The sequence below is a fragment of the Thalassococcus sp. S3 genome (assembly GCF_004216475.1).
Lineage (GTDB): Bacteria > Pseudomonadota > Alphaproteobacteria > Rhodobacterales > Rhodobacteraceae.
Map to the genome: position 1 here is coordinate 590,679 of NZ_CP022303.1, position 15,165 is coordinate 605,843.

Annotated in this window: 15 protein-coding genes and 2 pseudogenes; 1 reads left to right on the forward strand and 16 read right to left on the reverse strand. The window is 59.4% G+C overall.

From position 1 onward, the window contains the following. Positions 1-27: 27 nt before the first annotated feature. The 15 genes and pseudogenes from CFI11_RS24895 to CFI11_RS03170 form a co-directional block, all read right to left on the reverse strand. Positions 28-153, reverse strand: a pseudogene (locus tag CFI11_RS24895) (hypothetical protein); the annotation flags it as partial. A gap of 125 nt (positions 154-278) precedes the next feature. Beyond that, positions 279-380 (reverse strand): annotated as a pseudogene (locus CFI11_RS24900) (phage baseplate assembly protein V); the annotation flags it as partial. Between the two features lie 12 nt (positions 381-392). Further along, positions 393-950 (reverse strand): contractile injection system protein, VgrG/Pvc8 family, encoded by a 558-nt coding sequence (locus CFI11_RS03110; RefSeq protein ID WP_165390179.1) that lies wholly within the window; start codon positions 948-950, stop codon positions 393-395. Next, positions 877-1,098 (reverse strand): phage late control D family protein, encoded by a 222-nt coding sequence (locus CFI11_RS24905; RefSeq protein WP_217358775.1) that lies wholly within the window; start codon positions 1,096-1,098, stop codon positions 877-879. The genes CFI11_RS03110 and CFI11_RS24905 overlap by 74 nt, the downstream gene beginning before the upstream one ends. A 209-nt stretch (positions 1,099-1,307) precedes the next feature. Beyond that, complete coding sequence (locus tag CFI11_RS03120; protein ID WP_130402967.1) at positions 1,308-1,649, reverse strand: contractile injection system protein, VgrG/Pvc8 family; 342 nt, start codon at positions 1,647-1,649, stop codon at positions 1,308-1,310. A 774-nt stretch (positions 1,650-2,423) separates the two neighbouring features. After that, complete coding sequence (locus CFI11_RS03125; RefSeq protein ID WP_130402969.1) at positions 2,424-3,461, reverse strand: extracellular solute-binding protein; 1,038 nt, start codon at positions 3,459-3,461, stop codon at positions 2,424-2,426. 19 nt (positions 3,462-3,480) lie between these two features. Beyond that, positions 3,481-4,290 (reverse strand): ABC transporter permease, encoded by an 810-nt coding sequence (locus CFI11_RS03130; protein ID WP_130402971.1) that lies wholly within the window; start codon positions 4,288-4,290, stop codon positions 3,481-3,483. Next, positions 4,290-5,219 carry an ABC transporter permease gene (locus CFI11_RS03135; protein WP_130402973.1) on the reverse strand — a complete coding sequence of 310 codons (930 nt, stop codon included), beginning with the start codon at positions 5,217-5,219 and terminating at the stop codon, positions 4,290-4,292. Before CFI11_RS03135 ends, CFI11_RS03130 begins: the two co-directional genes overlap by 1 nt. Next, positions 5,219-6,310 (reverse strand): ABC transporter ATP-binding protein, encoded by a 1,092-nt coding sequence (locus CFI11_RS03140; RefSeq protein ID WP_130402975.1) that lies wholly within the window; start codon positions 6,308-6,310, stop codon positions 5,219-5,221. Before CFI11_RS03140 ends, CFI11_RS03135 begins: the two co-directional genes overlap by 1 nt. 125 nt (positions 6,311-6,435) lie before the next feature. After that, on the reverse strand, positions 6,436-7,584 hold the full coding sequence (argE, locus tag CFI11_RS03145) for an acetylornithine deacetylase (protein WP_130402977.1): 1,149 nt from the start codon (positions 7,582-7,584) through the stop codon (positions 6,436-6,438). 2 nt (positions 7,585-7,586) lie between these two features. Next, the gene (locus CFI11_RS03150; protein ID WP_130402979.1) at positions 7,587-9,656 is read right to left on the reverse strand and encodes an FAD-dependent oxidoreductase; all 2,070 of its coding nucleotides are present in this window, start codon (positions 9,654-9,656) and stop codon (positions 7,587-7,589) included. Positions 9,657-9,764: 108 nt separating this feature from the next. After that, positions 9,765-10,694, reverse strand: coding sequence for a LysR family transcriptional regulator (locus tag CFI11_RS03155; protein WP_130402981.1), 930 nt, complete (start codon positions 10,692-10,694; stop codon positions 9,765-9,767). A gap of 226 nt (positions 10,695-10,920) precedes the next feature. Further along, positions 10,921-11,595 carry a DUF1028 domain-containing protein gene (locus CFI11_RS03160; protein ID WP_130402983.1) on the reverse strand — a complete coding sequence of 225 codons (675 nt, stop codon included), beginning with the start codon at positions 11,593-11,595 and terminating at the stop codon, positions 10,921-10,923. Then, entirely contained in the window at positions 11,592-12,008 is a 417-nt protein-coding gene (locus tag CFI11_RS03165; protein ID WP_130402985.1) for a RidA family protein, read from the reverse strand. The genes CFI11_RS03160 and CFI11_RS03165 overlap by 4 nt, the downstream gene beginning before the upstream one ends. Before the next feature lie 23 nt (positions 12,009-12,031). Continuing rightward, complete coding sequence (locus tag CFI11_RS03170) at positions 12,032-13,285, reverse strand: NAD(P)/FAD-dependent oxidoreductase (protein WP_130402987.1); 1,254 nt, start codon at positions 13,283-13,285, stop codon at positions 12,032-12,034. 477 nt (positions 13,286-13,762) lie between these two features. Between CFI11_RS03170 and CFI11_RS03175 the strand changes: the two genes are divergently transcribed. Beyond that, positions 13,763-14,197 (forward strand): hypothetical protein, encoded by a 435-nt coding sequence (locus CFI11_RS03175; RefSeq protein ID WP_130402989.1) that lies wholly within the window; start codon positions 13,763-13,765, stop codon positions 14,195-14,197. Positions 14,198-14,217: 20 nt separating this feature from the next. Here the strand turns inward: CFI11_RS03175 and CFI11_RS03180 are convergent, their stop codons facing one another. Then, entirely contained in the window at positions 14,218-15,135 is a 918-nt protein-coding gene (locus CFI11_RS03180; RefSeq protein ID WP_130402991.1) for a hydrogen peroxide-inducible genes activator, read from the reverse strand. Between the last annotated feature and the right edge of the window lie 30 nt (positions 15,136-15,165).

A 15,165-nucleotide genomic window follows, 5' to 3' on the forward strand; every position in this document is an offset into this window, starting at 1 on the left:
AATGATCTCGGTCAGATTGTTGTCAACCTCGGCAGCCTTGTTGTGACCAACCGATTGAACCCAGTTGTTATCGACACGTTCGGTATGGTCATGGCGCACCTTCTCATTTTTGTTTCTTTGTGCGTGTATGTATATTTCTTCCTGTCCGTTTTGATCTTCGAACCTGAGTTTGTTGAAGCCCTGGCCCTTGTGGGTGTTGGTGCGGAAGGTTGAGCGGGTTTGTTTGCGGGCAGCTCATAGGGGACCTTCTGGCGATGGTTCGGCACCACGCCCGTGACCGCCGGGCGGTCCGGGTCTCCGTCGAGATAGGTGACCATGACCTCCATGCCGATGCGCGGGATGACCTGGCCGCCCCAGCCCGTACCCGCCCAGTTCTGCATCACGCACACCCATCAGGTGTCCGAGCCGTCCTTCATCGCGCGGCGGTCCCAGGGGAACCACAGCTTGATGCGGCCGTATTCGCCGGGGTGGATCTCCTCGCCCGCGGGGCCGGCCACGATGCCGACCTGCGTGCCGTCGATGCGCGGACGCGGGGTCGCGCGGTGGGGCGTGGCCGGCACCTCCGCCGGCAGGGCCTGGAAACGATTGGTGTAATCGGGCTCGGGTCCACCGCTCTCGTGACTGGTATCCACCGCCTTGTGCAGGATCGTGTGGATCACATGCGGCGCAAAAATATTGGCCGGGTTGGCCACGTCATAAGGCGTGAAGCGGCCGCCCGCCGACAAGGTCCGCACGGTCGAGGCCCCCTCCACCCGCGCATGATCCGCCTCCGTCGCTTGCATGCGCAGCTTGGTCTGCCGCTCCACCCGCGCCGCATCGATGCCCCGGCTGGCGCGGTCGGTGCCATAGCCGCCGATGGTCTGGAACTCGTAAAGCTCATATGCGCCACTCTTCGGCAGGCTGACCAAAGAGGGTGTCGCCCCCGCCCGGCACCGTGCCGGGGGTTTCAAAGTTCCAGTCGCGCGCCGCCCGTTGGCCCGGAAGATAGCGCAGCCGGGTTTCGAACCGGTTAATGTGATTGCGGTCGGTCGAGCTGGCGGCAAAGCGCACATCCTCTTGCCCGATATAGCCCGAAGGATGGCTGGCGATGTGAAGGATATGTTTACCTGTGTCGTGTACGAACCAGTAAAGATGCCATCCTCTTCCAGCCGGCGGGTGAGGTAGGCGAGGCCGGTTTCGTTGTACTGGACGCTGTAATGCTGCGGCGCGGGCGGCTACACGATGCCCTGGGTGACCGGCGCGGGCAGGCCGTGTTCACAGAGCAGCGTCTCGCAGACCTGGATGCTGGTCATGTCCTGCCAGATCCGTCAGTCGGAGGTCTGGCTGAGCAGCCACATCTGCGGGCGCAGCACCGGCTGGTAGCGCTGCAGCCCGCGCGTGAGGCGCGGCCCGGCGATCATGTCGGTGACCAGCGCGTTCCAGGTCCGCCGCGCGCCGCCGCCAAGTTCGATGCTGACATCGACCAACTGGCCCAGCAGGTCCCCGGCAGCTAGGTCCGGCGTTTTGGACCGCACCGAGACTTCGCCCTCGAAGAGGTCCGAGATCGCCTCGCGAAAGCCGAGTGTCTCAGCCAAGATCTGATCGTCGCCCAGCGGTGTCTCGATCCGCAAGATCCGCTCGGCCTGAAGAAAATCACTTTGCGCATTCATGGCTGAAATCTCGGAGGTTCGAAAAAACAGTCGGGGTTCAATTTTGGCTTACAAGGCGTGGCAATGCCGAAAGGAGATAAGACACCTGCCGCTTCTACGGGAGGATGTGTGGCCGATGTCGGCCAAGACCCGCTAAACCCGCCGCGCCCGCAGGCAAACAACCCCACCCCCCGCCTCACACAAAACAAAAAAGCAAACGCACGAAAAAACACACAATAAAATAGACGAAGCTGGCCAAACGTTAGGCTTACGAAACGAAGGACGAAGACCGGCGATGACGCAGAAAAAACGCCCCAGCCAAGGCAATCAACGGCAGGGGGAGTGCAATGGTCACGTATGATCGCCGTCTACGGTGCAGTTGCAATGCCGTGGAATACATCGCCCCTGAAGGACTGAATTGACCTGGCACCAAATGCCTTTTCAAAACCATTGGCAACATTCCCCCAGCGCGAGCTGGTGCAAACCTGGGCGCGGCCAGGGGACAACGGACATTGCTTCATGGCAAAGAGCCATCGGCGTCCTGCAAACCCGATGTGGTTCAGCTTCAAAGGTATGGGATGTTGCGCAATACAGTGCCCGATGCGAAAGGCTACGGGCCGAGCTTGCAATGCGGGATGACGTCCACGGAGCCTTGCTGGATGGCCGCAGGAGCAGCATCGCCTTACCCGTGTCATTGACCCTGAAGTAAGTGCGCTCCTGCCTTTTGCAGCCTGACAAACCAAGTTGAACGGCCACCCCGCGAGAGGCCCTCAAGACTGGCGGGGTGGCACGCAATCATTTCTTTAGGTTCGTCCAGATCTGGTCGTAGACAGCCTGGGTTTCCTGATCGCAGACCTCGATGAAAACGGGCGTGCCCGCATCGGCTGGTGGGTTGGCCTCCGGCATGGTGCGCAAGGAGTCATCCAGAAGATCCGCAACCCCGGTCACGCCTGCGCCGTATTGGGTCCAGTTCGTCAGTTGCGCGACGTTTTCGGGTTCCAGAAGGAAATCCATGAATGTCAGCGCATTTTCCCGGTTGGGGGCATCTTTCAGAAGAACGACGTTGTCCATCCAGGCGATGTAACCCTGTGTTGGAAAGGCGTATTCGACGTTGGCCCCCTCTTCGCGTGCCTTGGCCGAGAAGCCGTCATAGATCTGGCCGACAACCGCATCACCCGACACCAGCACGTCCTTTGCCGTATCGGAGTTGAAGGAGGCCCAGTGTTGCTTGGCGTCCTGCAGCATGGCGTTCAGCGCCGTCAGCTTGTCTCGATCGCTGGAGCACTGCTCGATCCCCATGTGAAGTGCGGCCATGGCGAGCACTTCGCCCTGGCTATCCAGCATGTTGATCTTGCCCGAGAGCTCCGCAGGCGGGTTGAAGAGGATATCGGTTGTGTTGATGGCGCCTTGGTAAACGTCGCGATTGACCGAGAACGAGGTAGAGCCCCACTGATAAGGGATCGAGTGCATCCGCCCCGGATCAAAGTTCGGATCGGCCCATTCCGGCGCGATGTTGCCCTTGTTGGCCAACTCCCCTTCGGCGATCGTGTCGAGCAACCCCTCGCCCTTCATGATCGCGACCATGTAGTCACCGGGGACCGCAACGTCATAGGTGCCGATAGCACCCGCCTTGAGACTGGCCAAAAGCGCTTCGTTGGAATCGTAGGTGTCCATGACGACATCAATTCCGGTCTCACTGGTGAACTTGTCCAACAGCTCTTGCGGGATGTATTCAAACCAGTGGTAGACAACCACTTGCCCGTCGGCTGCCGCCGCTTGTGCCGTTATGGCAAGTGCCATCGCCGCGGCTGTTGTTTGCATGAGTTTTTTCATGTTTCTCTCCTCTGTTGTGCTATTTCGTGTTGTCTGTTTTGCTGACGAAATAACTGATCGTTACCAGGATGATCGAGACGGCCAGAAGTAGGGTCGAGATCGCCATGACATTCGGTTTGAGCCCTTGTTTGACTGATCCGAAAATTGCGGTTGGCAGTGTTTCGACGCCCGCGCCCTTCACGAAATTCGTGATGATGAAATCGTCGAGGCTGACGATGAAGGCCAACAGGAAGCCCGAGATGATGCCGGGCATCATCAGGGGAAGCAGGATCTTGGTGAAGGCCTGTCTGCGGGTCGCGTAGAGATCCATGGCCGCCTGTTCATAGCTGTCTTCGATCCCTTGCATTCGGGCTGAGATCGGCAGGTAGGCAAAGGGGATGCAAAAAGCGATATGTGCGATGAGGATGGTCAGCAGGCCCCGGTCGAAGCCAATGGCGTTGAAAAAGATCAGGGTCGCAACCGCCAGAACGATCTCAGGCACCATCAGGGGCAATGAAATCAACCCGAAAGAGGCGGTGCGCAGGCGGAACCGTCCGCCACGCACCATGGCCGTGGCGGCCAAAGTGGCGATGGTCGTGGCGACACTGGCGGCGATGATGGCGATGACAAAGCTGTTCCACGCCGCGCGTTTGAACTTTCCGCTCTCCGGGCCGGTAAAGACATCTACATACCATCGCAGGCTCAACCCCTCCCAGGCGGTGATGGAATTTGAGGCGTTGAAGCTGTAGATGGTCACGATCAAAAGCGGCGCATAAAGCACGAAAAGGCAAAGGATGGTGATGGCGCGGAACCCCGGGAACGCCTTTATGTCGCAACGCTTTGCGGCCATTACGAGACGCCCTTGACCGCTTTGGATTGCTGCCGCGCGAAGATCAGCAAAATGATCAGCACCATCGTCAGCAAGATCATTGACGCGGCGGCGCCAAAGGGCCAGTTGCCCGCATTTCCCTTGAATTGTTCCTCGATCAGCGACCCGATCATGAAATTCTTGGCGCCACCCAGAAGATCGGGCGCGAGAAAAGATCCAAGCGATGGCACGAAAACCAAAATGCAGCCTGCGATCACGCCGGGTTTTACCGCGGGCAGCAGCACACGGCGGAGGGTTGTCATCTTGCTGGCGTAGAGATCGGCGGCAGCCTCGGAAAGCGCGAAGTTATAGCGTTCAACGGCGGCATAGATCGGCAACACCATGAAGGGCAGGTAGGAATAGAAAAGGCCAAGCTGCACGGCGAAATTGGTGTTGACCATGCCAAGCGGGCTGTCGATGAGACCGATCCCCAGAAGAAAATCGTTAAGCGGCCCCTGATCGCGCAGAAGGAACTTCATGCTGACGGTCCGGATCAGCAGGTTGACCCAATAGGGAATGGTGATCAGGAACACCCAGAGCGGCCGTTGCTTTTCGGGCCGCGTGGCAATGAAATAGGCCGTTGGGAAGCCGATGATCAGGCTGAGCAATGTGGCCAGACCCGCCTGCCAGATCGAGCGCCAGAAAATCGTGACATAGGTCCACTCGATGGCGCAAGGCTCATCGCCAAAGAGGCCGCGATCACAGAAGAACTGGTCGTAGGCGGCAAAAGAAAACTCCCATATGACACCGCCGCGGAACTCCTTTGTGAGGAAGGAGTAGATCAGCATCATGCAGACCGGCGCCAGAACGAAGAGGCAAAGCACAGCCCAGGCCGGCAGGAGCAGCCAGCCACGCGACTGGGCGTATGTGTCGGCTGAGGCGCTGCCGCCACTTGCGGCGCCAGCGGCCATCAGTCAACCAGGAGGCGTGCGGCCCCCCGCTCCATGTTGACGAACACCTCGCTGCCCGGTTCGAAAATGCGCTTGTTGCCGCGATCTGAGTTGGACGTGCGCACAATGAATTCAGGGCCTTCGGCCAGTGAGACAACGGTCGACAAGTGCGTGCCGATATAGATGTTTTCCTTCACGATGCCGGGCAGGCTTTCGGCTTCGGCGGGCTCCTTCGACATAAAGAGGCGTTCGGGGCGGATCGACATATGTACTTTCGCGCCGACGCCGATCCCTTCAACCTCGTTACAGGTCAGGGCGTGGCCGCCGCCCAGATGACAGATCGCGCGACCGCCTTCGATTTTGTCGACCGAGACATCCAGAAGGTTCGTCTCACCGATGAAATCGGCGACAAATCTGTTCCGGGGCCGCTCATAAATCTCACGCGCCTGGCCAAGCTGCTGCAATTCCCCCGCCGACATTACGGCGATCCTGTCGGACATGGTCAGGGCTTCCTCCTGATCATGGGTCACGAAGATAAAGGTGATGCCCGTCTCGCGTTGCAGGTGCTTCAACTCAAGCTGCATCGCTTTGCGCAACTTGAGATCCAGCGCGGAAAGCGGCTCGTCCAGCAGCAGCAATTTGGGTTGTGGCGCCAGCGCACGGGCAAGCGCGACGCGCTGTTGCTGGCCGCCCGAGAGTTGCGCAGGCTTGCGTGCGGAGAATTGCGAAAGCTGCACCATTTCAAGCACTTCGCCAGCGCGTTTCTTGGCTTCGGCCTTCGATTTTCCAAGCATCTCCAAACCGAAGCCCACGTTGTCGAGCACGGTCATGTGGGGAAAAAGCGCGTAATTCTGGAAGACCGTGTTCACCGGACGCTTGTTCGGGGGAAGGTCCTCGATCTCCTCCCCATAAAGAAAAATCGCACCTTCGGTGACATCCTCGAACCCTGCGATCATCCGAAGCAAGGTGGTTTTTCCGCAGCCCGAAGGCCCGAGCAATGTGAAAAACTCGTTGTCCTTTATGGAGAGCGATATTTTCTTCAAAGCCGTGAAATCGCCATAGCGTTTCACCGCATCGCGCACGTCGATTGCGTGTACCTGTTCCCCCGACAATGGCACGCCCTTTTCACAGATGCCGTCGCCAGACTATAGGAAACGCATTTTCGGACGATAAGAACGGAGTGTCTTAGTGGTTCTTAGGGCAAGCCTAACAACAAAATCGCTTTGGAAACTGCCACTTAATCGGTCAGTTCGCCCAAAATTCGATCCATCATTGCATCGCAGGCCGCCAGTTGTTCACAGGAAATGAATTCATCCGCCTTGTGCCCTTGCCCGGCCATGGAGCCGGGGCCGCAGACGACCGTAGGGATCCCCAATTCACTGAAGAAACCAGCTTCTGTCCCGAAAGCCACTTTGACCGTCTCGTTGGTTTGGGCGAGGCGCTGAACATCGGAAACCACAAGATCTGAGGGCGCAACGTCAAGGCCGGGATAGGCATTGTATTGATCAATGTCGATCCTGGCGTTTGAGCCAAGCTTGGCATGCATCTTTTGAACCTTCCGGCCCGCACGTTTTATACGGGCCAGGATGTCGGCGGGCCGATCCGCAGCCAGATGGCGATATTCAAAGGTCACTTCGGCCCTGTCCGGCACGATGTTCAACGCGGTCCCGCCTGAAAGCTTCCCGACATGGAGTGTTGAATAGGGGATGTCGTAGGCCGGGTCACGTCCCCCGCCTTCGCATAGCTCGGCCTGCAGCCCACGCAATTCCGCAACCAGATCGGTTGCCAGGTAAAGCGCGTTCACAAAGTTTGGGGCAAGAGCCGAATGTCCGGATTGTCCGTGGCATGTCGCGCGCAGCGATGCCTTGCCCTTGTGGCCGATCGCAACCTGCATTTCCGTGGGTTCCCCGACGATACAGACACGCGGCTGACCCAACAGGGGCGCCAGACGGGCAAGCATATCCTGCAGCCCGACACAGCCCACTTCCTCGTCATAGGACAGGACAAGTCTCAGCGGCTCTTGCAAATCGGCCCGCGCGGCCCGGTCGGCAAGGGACAGCATCGCGGCGACAAAGCCCTTCATGTCGGTCGTGCCGCGACCAAAAAGCTTGCCGTCCTCCTCGGAGAGACGAAATGGGCTGCGCGTCCAGACCTGCCCGTCCACGGGCACGACATCCGTATGTCCCGACAACAGAATACCGTCGCCGGACGGCCCAAGTTGGGCATAAAGTCCGCACTTTTCACCGGTGTCTTTTGTTATGCGATGGGCCGAGAAGCCGCGCGATGTCAGGAAATCCTCGGCAAATGCGATCAGGTCGAGGTTGGGTCGGGAACTGACCGTGTCAAACCCGACAAGGCGCGACAGGATATCCTTGGTCGTTGTCATGATCAGTCCGCCGCCAACTCCGTGATTTCGCGCCGGAACGGCAGCGCGTCTCCGATATCCTCTGCGTCGAGCTCGCGGGCATATCTGTGCCCGGCATAAGTGGCCCAAGCGATGGGACCCGGTGCATTCGCGTCGCCGATAATCTTCACGGATTTGATCCCTGCATCGGCCCAGTCCGCCTCGCGCGCTTTAAGATCTTGGTAAACGCCATTAACCTCCTGCCGGGCAGCAACAATGACAACCGCATCGGCCGCATAGGTTTCGGTGCGATCCGTATACACACAATTGCTGACCACGTGACCGGGATGGATCTCGGCGATCCCGCGGTTCAGCACGATCTCGACCCCGGCGTCCACAAGACGTGGGTGAATGGCGATCTGTTCAAGCGTCTTGTTGGTCCAGTCACTGACATAGGCGGAGGGCGTGACCAGGGTCACATTCGCCCCCTTCCTTGCCAGAAGCTCGGCCAATACGCCGCCCATATAGTAATGGTCATCATCATAAACGATCACCCGGCCCGAGGGGATCATGCCGTCCATCAGATCATCAGGTGTATAGACCTTTGATCCGTCCGCAATCGGCATCGGTACCACGTGCTGCCGCGCGACGCCGTCACGGCGCCATCTGGATCCGGTGGCGATGCAGACGTTCTGGAAGCCGAATTCAAGGATGTTTCCGGCATCCAGTTCACTGTCGAAATAGGTCTCGACATTGGGTTTCTGGCTGATCTGGTAGGCTCTGTAATCCACAACCCCGCCCCAGGCCGAAAGGCCGGGCAGCTTGCGTTCGCGTGTCACACGGCCGCCAAGCTCGGTTCCCGCCTCGGCGATCGCGATGTCATAGCCGCGTTCGGCCAGCGCGCGGGCGGCTTCCAGCCCGGCAGGGCCGGAGCCGACGATCAGTACGTTGTCGCTGTCGCCCTTGGCGTTGATCTTTTCGGGGTGCCAGCCCTTGCGCCATTCTTCCATGAAGGTCGGGTTTTGGGTGCATCGGCTGATCGACATGGTCATGTCACCGGTAATGCAGATATTGCATCCGATGCATTCCCTGATGTCTTCGATCCGCCCTTCCTCTATCTTTTTCGGAAGGAATGGATCGGCAATGGACGGTCGCGCGCAACCGATGAAATCGAGCGTTCCGGATCGCACCTGTTTGACCATCACATCCGGAGAGGTGAACCGCCCGACGCCCACAATGGGCTTGTCGGTCAGGTCGTGAATACCCTTGACCAGCTGCTGCTGAGCGGCCTCCTCCTTAAAGCGCGACGGGCCTGAGCAGTCTTCCCATGTCCCTTGCGCGAGGTCCCAAAGATCCGGCAAGTCGCGGTGCATCTCGATGAAGTCGCGCAGCTCGGCGTTGGAAAAGCCCAATTCTCCAATCGTTTCGTCAAGACTGACCCGCAAGGTCAGGGCCATAGTGTCGCCCACCGCGTCACGGATATCCGCGACCACCTCGCGTGCAAAGCGCGCGCGGTTTTCCAGGCTGCCGCCATATTCATCCGTGCGCTGATTGGTGGCGCGGCTTAGAAAATGCTGGAAGATGCCAAATCCATGTGCGCCATAGAGGCATATGAGATCGAACCCCGCATCCTTGGACCTTCTGGCTGCGTTGACAAACCAGCGGCGCAGATCCCTGATGTCCTGCTTGTCGAGCGCGCGCGCCTGCACGGGGTCATTTGTAAAGGTCCGGATGGGCAGCGCCGTGGGGGCAAGCGGGACTTCTTTGGTATAGAGGTTGGGACCGTTGATACCGGAATAGGCAAGCTGGATACCGGCCAAGGCGCCGTGTTCCTTCATCTTTCCCGCCATCTTGCGCAACTGAGGGATGTCCTTGTCCTCCCAAAGGCGCAGTTCGATGAATGGCGTGATCTCCGAACTGTGGTGCATCTCGCATTGTTTGGTGAAGATCACGCCCCAACCGCCTTCGGCCTTGATCCCACGCATCGCGGCGGCCGCCGACGGGTCCCGATAACCGCCCCCATTGCAGTGAGGCACCTGATAGAACCGGTTCTTGGCCATGTGCGGCCCGATCTTCACCGGTTCGAACAGGATGTCATATCGTGGGTCGCGCATCTGCATCTCCTTGGGGCGATTGTGGTCAGGATTGCAGGGGGCGCGAGGCGAATAAAGTCGCCCTTGCCGAAGTGGGGCTTCGGTCAATCCTAAGTTTGCGGTGGGCCGTCACGCGCAGTTGAGACCGGGCAGTTGCTTTCCTTTGATCAGTGCGGTGCAATGATCCATGAACGCGCGAACGCTGATGTTCGTCGCAGCGCCTTTCGCCATGATCAAACCCAATCTCATGGGCCGCACGTCCCCTTCGAGCGGGATGAACTTCAGGCTTCGCCCGTCCGGCGAAAGATCGTTGAGGGGACGGACATTGGCGATGGAGTATCCATAGCCATTGGCGACGAGACTGCGCATGACTGCCATGTCGCGGGTGCGTTCGCCAATGATCGGCTTGGTGCCCGCCTTGCTGAAAAACGACAGAAAGTATTCAGCGCTGTGTGGAAGATCCAGCAGAACCAGCGGATGGGCACTCAAATCCTCAACGAAAAGCCTTTCGCGGTCCGCAAGATGGTGATCCGGGGAGATCAAAACATAGGGCGGCAGCTCGATTATCGGCTGGTATTCAAGGTCCGAAGGGATGTTAAGGTCGTAAGATAGCGCGATGTCGATTTCGGCGCGGCGCAAGGCGCTGAAGATCTCGGACTGGTTCATCTCGTACTGGGTGATTTTCACCTTCCGGTACGAGGCCTCGAAATCACTGCGCAGACGCGGCACGACGATCTGAGCGAAGGTCAGCAGGCAGCCCAGTCGCAGGGGGCCCTGGACGCTGCCCGACATCGCCCCGGCAAGGTTGTTCAATTCAGCCGCGGATTGCAGCACGATCTTGGATTGGGCCAGCAGTTTCTCACCGGCATCTGTCAGTGTAAGGCCGTGGGCGCGCTTGCGCACGAACAGGGACAGGCCAAATTCGGCCTCCAACTGGCTGATGGAGGCTGAAATAGACGGAGAAGAGACGTTCAGCTTGTCGCTTGCGGCGGCGATACTGCCGTATTCCCCGGCCGCAACAAAGTACTCCAACTGGCGCAGGGTATAGCGCAGCGGCATTCAGATTTCCCATGGATACAAGCTTTGCAATTGATCCAAGTAGTCTTGAGCGCCACGTATTTGTCAAGCGAAGGCAAAGAGCGGGCATACGACGTCTTCACGTCTTTGAGCAGAGATGGCCAGATGCTTTCAAGCTGGATGGGCCCGGCTCGCCTATGAGCGTCCTGCCTATTGCCGCCGGGCTGGTGACGGCCGAACGTCTCCTGTAAGATGCCTACTATCTTTCTCATTCATCGCCCGGTACGCCGTAGGACGGCGCCTCGCGCGGGTCGAGCGCGCGCTGAACATAGGCGTCAAGCTGCGGTTTATAGACCGACCAGGCCGCATCCACCGCCGCGATCGGGCACTCTTCGGTCCAGTCGCAACGCAGATCGGCCACAGGCCAGGACACCTTGTCGACAAGCATCATACCCGCCGAATGAACCGGTCCAGCCTCGCCCCCCGCAGCGAGACCCGCTTGCATCGCCGCGATCAGCCGGTCACCCAGATGTCCATCTGCCGCCAGAAATCCGTCGACAATCGCCTGCGGTACGGTTTCATTGGCCAGAAGGTTGCCACCAGAGGCCACGTTCCGCGCGTGCGCCTGCGTCCAGATACCAAGTGATTTCGGCCCGGAATGGATCGCCGTTTCACCAGTGTTGTCCACTGCGAGGACCTGCCGGTATTCGACGAACTTCGCGAGGCGCCTGACCTCATCGACAGCTTGTCCAGCCGCCAGACCGCGTTCCATCAGGTCCAGTGTCAGCGGTCCCAAGGCGGGGTCGGTCACGTTCTGCGAGGCCACGGCGCCCACGTTCGCGCGTGCATGGGAACAGCGCGCCGCTACGGCGGGCGAGGATGACGAAATCGCCACGCCGAACATCCCGGTCTCGGCGCAACGGGCCACGAGCGAGAACGTCATTCCGGGATCACCGCGGTGCCGTCAATCTCCACCAGCCATTCGGGCCGTGCCAGCGCCTGCACCACAAGTCCGGTAGACACCGGATGAACCCCTTTGATGTATTCTCCCATCGTGCGGTAGACTGCTTCGCGGTGGCGCACATCGGTGATGTAGACCACGACCTTCACCAAATGCTCCATTGATCCGCCGCATTCCTCGATAAGCTGTTTAATGTTCTGCATCACCTTGTGGGTCTGTTCGACGGGATCGTGGCTGTCGATATTCGTCGCATCGTCCAATTCTTGCGGGCATTGCCCCCGCAGGTAGACCGTCTTGCCGCCCTGAGTGACAACGGCCTGACAAAGGTCATTGTCGAGGTTCTGCTCGGGATAGGTGTCCTTGGTATTGAATTTGCGAATACGCGTATGGGTCATGGGTGCCGTCCTGAAAGATGCGGTCAATCGTTGGGATCGCGATAGGCGAGATACTTGCGCTGATTGGCGATCTGATCCGCGATATGCTTTGCATCATGCCAAACACCCCAGATAAAGGTCGATCCCCGGCGCGATTGCCAGGGCAGGCCCAGAAAATAGATGCCGGGTTCGGTTGAAACCCCACGCTGATGTCTGGGCGCGCCTTTCTCGTCAAAGGCATCGACCTTCATCCAGCTGAAATCCTGCCGGAAGCCGGTGGCCCATATGATCGTGCTGATCCCGGCCTCGGACAGGTTCAGTGCCGTCAAGGGATTGATCAGGCAATCGGGATCCGGCTGCGGCACCCGCGCCTCGGGGTCTTCGGGTAAGTCGATGCCCGTGCGTGCGACATAGGCGTCGGCACCGTCCAGCATCTTGAGATAACTGGCATCTCCGCCCGCCACGTTGGCTTTGAGGTCATCCCCAAACCCCAGCACACCATCCTTGTAGGATCTCGTCATGCCCAGAAGGGTAATCCCCTCATTGCCAAGCCGACGAAAGTCCATCGTATTGCCGCCATATGCGCCGCTGACCGCGATTGTCACATGTTCCTTTCCGGGGGCCATGGCGGCGACATCCCAGAGCCCAAGCACCCCCAGCCACCAGCAGAAATCACGACCGCGATACGCGCGGGGTGGCCGCTCGTGCGGGCCGACCGAAAGATAGACCTTGCGCCCGGCCCGGTTCAATTCGTCTGAGATCTGCGCACCCGAAGATCCTGCCCCGATGACGATCACCGCCCCATCGGGCAATTGTTCCGGATTGCGGTAATGAAATGAGTGCAACTGCGCCACGGGCGCCTCTTGGGGTACAACAGGGGGGATAACCGGGTGCTGAAAGGCGCCGGTGGCGGCCACCACGTTCTGCGCTTCGATCACCCCGTCCGAGGTCTGCACGCGAAAGCCCGCGCGCCCGTTCATCCGCTCTGCTTTTTGCACTTCGACGCCTGTGCGGATGGGCGCTTGGATCATCTGGGCATAGTCATTCAGATAGTCGGCGACGCGCTCCTTGGTCGCAAACTCGTCCTGACCGCAGGGGAAATTCATGTTGGGAAAGCGATCATGCCAGGCTGGACCATTGGCAACCAGAGAATCCCAGCGGCCAGAGCGCCAGGCTTCGGCGACACGACTTCTCTCAAGTACGAGATGAGGCACCTGATTGTTGGACAGATGTTCACTCAGCGCAATGCCAGCCTGTCCAGCGCCGACGACAAGTGTGTCCACCTTTTCCATCGACATACAGGCTTCCCTTTTGATCGCGGTTTGAGCGCGTTCGATCGTCACCAACGTCCGGCAAACGCCCCGCCGAACCGACTGGATCAGGCTGATCTTTCTTGGCGCCGAAAATTCCACAGTTGTGTCCGTGCCAAAAGAAAACTCTCTCTCATTGCCACTTTGGCGCGTCCTAAGAAGATGGTTTCGGCGGTCGGCGCGTCCTTAACTGCTCGGTGCCCGCGCCTTATCCGGGATCCCGACGTCTGCTTGGTGACGATGTCACCGTTGTCGCGATGGGCCACGTGTCATTCACGCTCCAGCAACTGCCGAGATTCGTTCTCAAAATCGTCCTGTGGAAGGCTGGTCACTGCTTTGCCCATGTCACTTTTGCCGACCCGCGCGCCTTCACCATCCCCGCGTCGCCATTTCGCACCCTCCGTGCGCAACTCGCCTGGGATATCCACCCACCGGAGGAACTCCGGAACCATAAGGAAACTTCTGATGAAAAAACTGCTTCTTTCCGTTCTCTTCGTCGCGGTGTCTACCGTGTCGGCGCTGGCCGAAGCGCCGGCAAAGGTGGTCACGGTCGTGACGTCACCCGATCCGCAGACGCAGCTTATGTCGATGGTGCTGACCATGCAGGCTGCGCAGCAAGGGGCCCAGGCGCATATTCTGCTGTGCGGACCTGCCGGCGATCTTGCGTTGCGTAACGCGCCGCCAAGTGCCACTGCCGGACAGCCGCCTCGGGATATGAGCCCGCAGGGTCTGATGCAGATGATCCGTGAAAAAACCGGGGCAACGGTTGAAGTCTGCGCCATCTACTTGCCGGGACGGGGCGATGACGCGTCTGTCCTTCTGGACGGGATCGGTGTTGCCAAACCCGGTGAAATGGCAGCCCGTCTCATGGCGCCGGATGCGCGCGTTCTGTCATTCTGATCGGTAGAGCGTCGCGCCGTTCAAGTCGGTGCGCCGGATCGTTCAAGATCTGAACGGGCCTTTTTCAAACACTCCGCAACACTCAGGAAGAGCGCTTCGTTCGGAGAGCTCTTCCGCCAGGCCAGGACCACGTCGCGCGGGCAGGCGCCCAGAACGTCGCCAAGATGCAGGTTGTGCCCTTTTGAAATGCCGCCATCCACCGCCAGCTTTGGCAGCAGTGTGATGCCCAGATCCTCTTGGACCATGGCGATCAGGGTCGACAGGCTGGTCGCAGAGAAGCTCTCATCCTCGTCAAGATTGATCCCTGAGAAGCTCGACAAGGCGTGCCGCTGCAGACAGTGGCCCCTTTCAAGCAAAAGCAATTGGCGGTCCGAAAGATCATCCGCGCCGACAGTTTCGCTGTTGCCCAAAGGATGATCCTTGGGCGTCGCCAGCCAGTACCCATCGGAAAAGAGCGGCTCCGTTTCGATCTGAGCCGGAAGAGCGTGGGGCAGGGCGATCAGCAGCAGATCGAGACGACCATCCATCAGGCCAGCCACCAGCGGCTCGGTCAGTTCTTCCCGAAGGTAGAACTTGGTCTCTGGATGGGCGCGTCGGAGCAGCGGCATGGCCCGCGGCATCAGAAAGGGCCCCACGGTCGGAATGGTTCCCAGACGTATCGCCGAGGCTCCGGCCACCCGTTCCCGATGCGCGCGGTCCTCAAGGTCCTGCACTTCGGCCAGAACATGTCGCGCCCGCTCCGCCAGATCCTGGCCGATGGCGGTCATCAGGACGCTTTGCTTGGTCCGCTCTGCCACCTTGATGCTAAGACGCTCCTCCAACTCCTTGAGCCCGGTGGAGAGGGTCGACTGTGTGACATGGCAAGCCTCCGCCGCGCGGAAGAAATTGCGCGTGTCGTCAAGGGCGGCCAGAAAGCGGAGTTGGCGTAGTGTTGTCATGCCTAATCGAAATATTGAATAAAGATGCCG

What these genes read in the sequence shown, in the direction of transcription:
- CFI11_RS03180 (WP_130402991.1), bottom strand. Translation starts at nt 15,135, where the DNA reads ATGACAACACTACGCCAACTCCGCTTTCTGGCCGCCCTTGACGACACG.
- CFI11_RS03135 (WP_130402973.1), bottom strand. Translation starts at nt 5,219, where the DNA reads ATGGCCGCTGGCGCCGCAAGTGGCGGCAGCGCCTCAGCCGACACATAC.
- CFI11_RS03125 (WP_130402969.1), bottom strand. Translation starts at nt 3,461, where the DNA reads ATGAAAAAACTCATGCAAACAACAGCCGCGGCGATGGCACTTGCCATA.
- argE (WP_130402977.1), bottom strand. Translation starts at nt 7,584, where the DNA reads ATGACAACGACCAAGGATATCCTGTCGCGCCTTGTCGGGTTTGACACG.
- CFI11_RS03155 (WP_130402981.1), bottom strand. Translation starts at nt 10,694, where the DNA reads ATGCCGCTGCGCTATACCCTGCGCCAGTTGGAGTACTTTGTTGCGGCC.
- CFI11_RS03130 (WP_130402971.1), bottom strand. Translation starts at nt 4,290, where the DNA reads ATGGCCGCAAAGCGTTGCGACATAAAGGCGTTCCCGGGGTTCCGCGCC.
- CFI11_RS03175 (WP_130402989.1), top strand. Translation starts at nt 13,763, where the DNA reads ATGAAAAAACTGCTTCTTTCCGTTCTCTTCGTCGCGGTGTCTACCGTG.
- CFI11_RS03120 (WP_130402967.1), bottom strand. Translation starts at nt 1,649, where the DNA reads ATGAATGCGCAAAGTGATTTTCTTCAGGCCGAGCGGATCTTGCGGATC.
- CFI11_RS03160 (WP_130402983.1), bottom strand. Translation starts at nt 11,595, where the DNA reads ATGACGTTCTCGCTCGTGGCCCGTTGCGCCGAGACCGGGATGTTCGGC.
- CFI11_RS03165 (WP_130402985.1), bottom strand. Translation starts at nt 12,008, where the DNA reads ATGACCCATACGCGTATTCGCAAATTCAATACCAAGGACACCTATCCC.
- CFI11_RS03150 (WP_130402979.1), bottom strand. Translation starts at nt 9,656, where the DNA reads ATGCGCGACCCACGATATGACATCCTGTTCGAACCGGTGAAGATCGGG.
- CFI11_RS03170 (WP_130402987.1), bottom strand. Translation starts at nt 13,285, where the DNA reads ATGTCGATGGAAAAGGTGGACACACTTGTCGTCGGCGCTGGACAGGCT.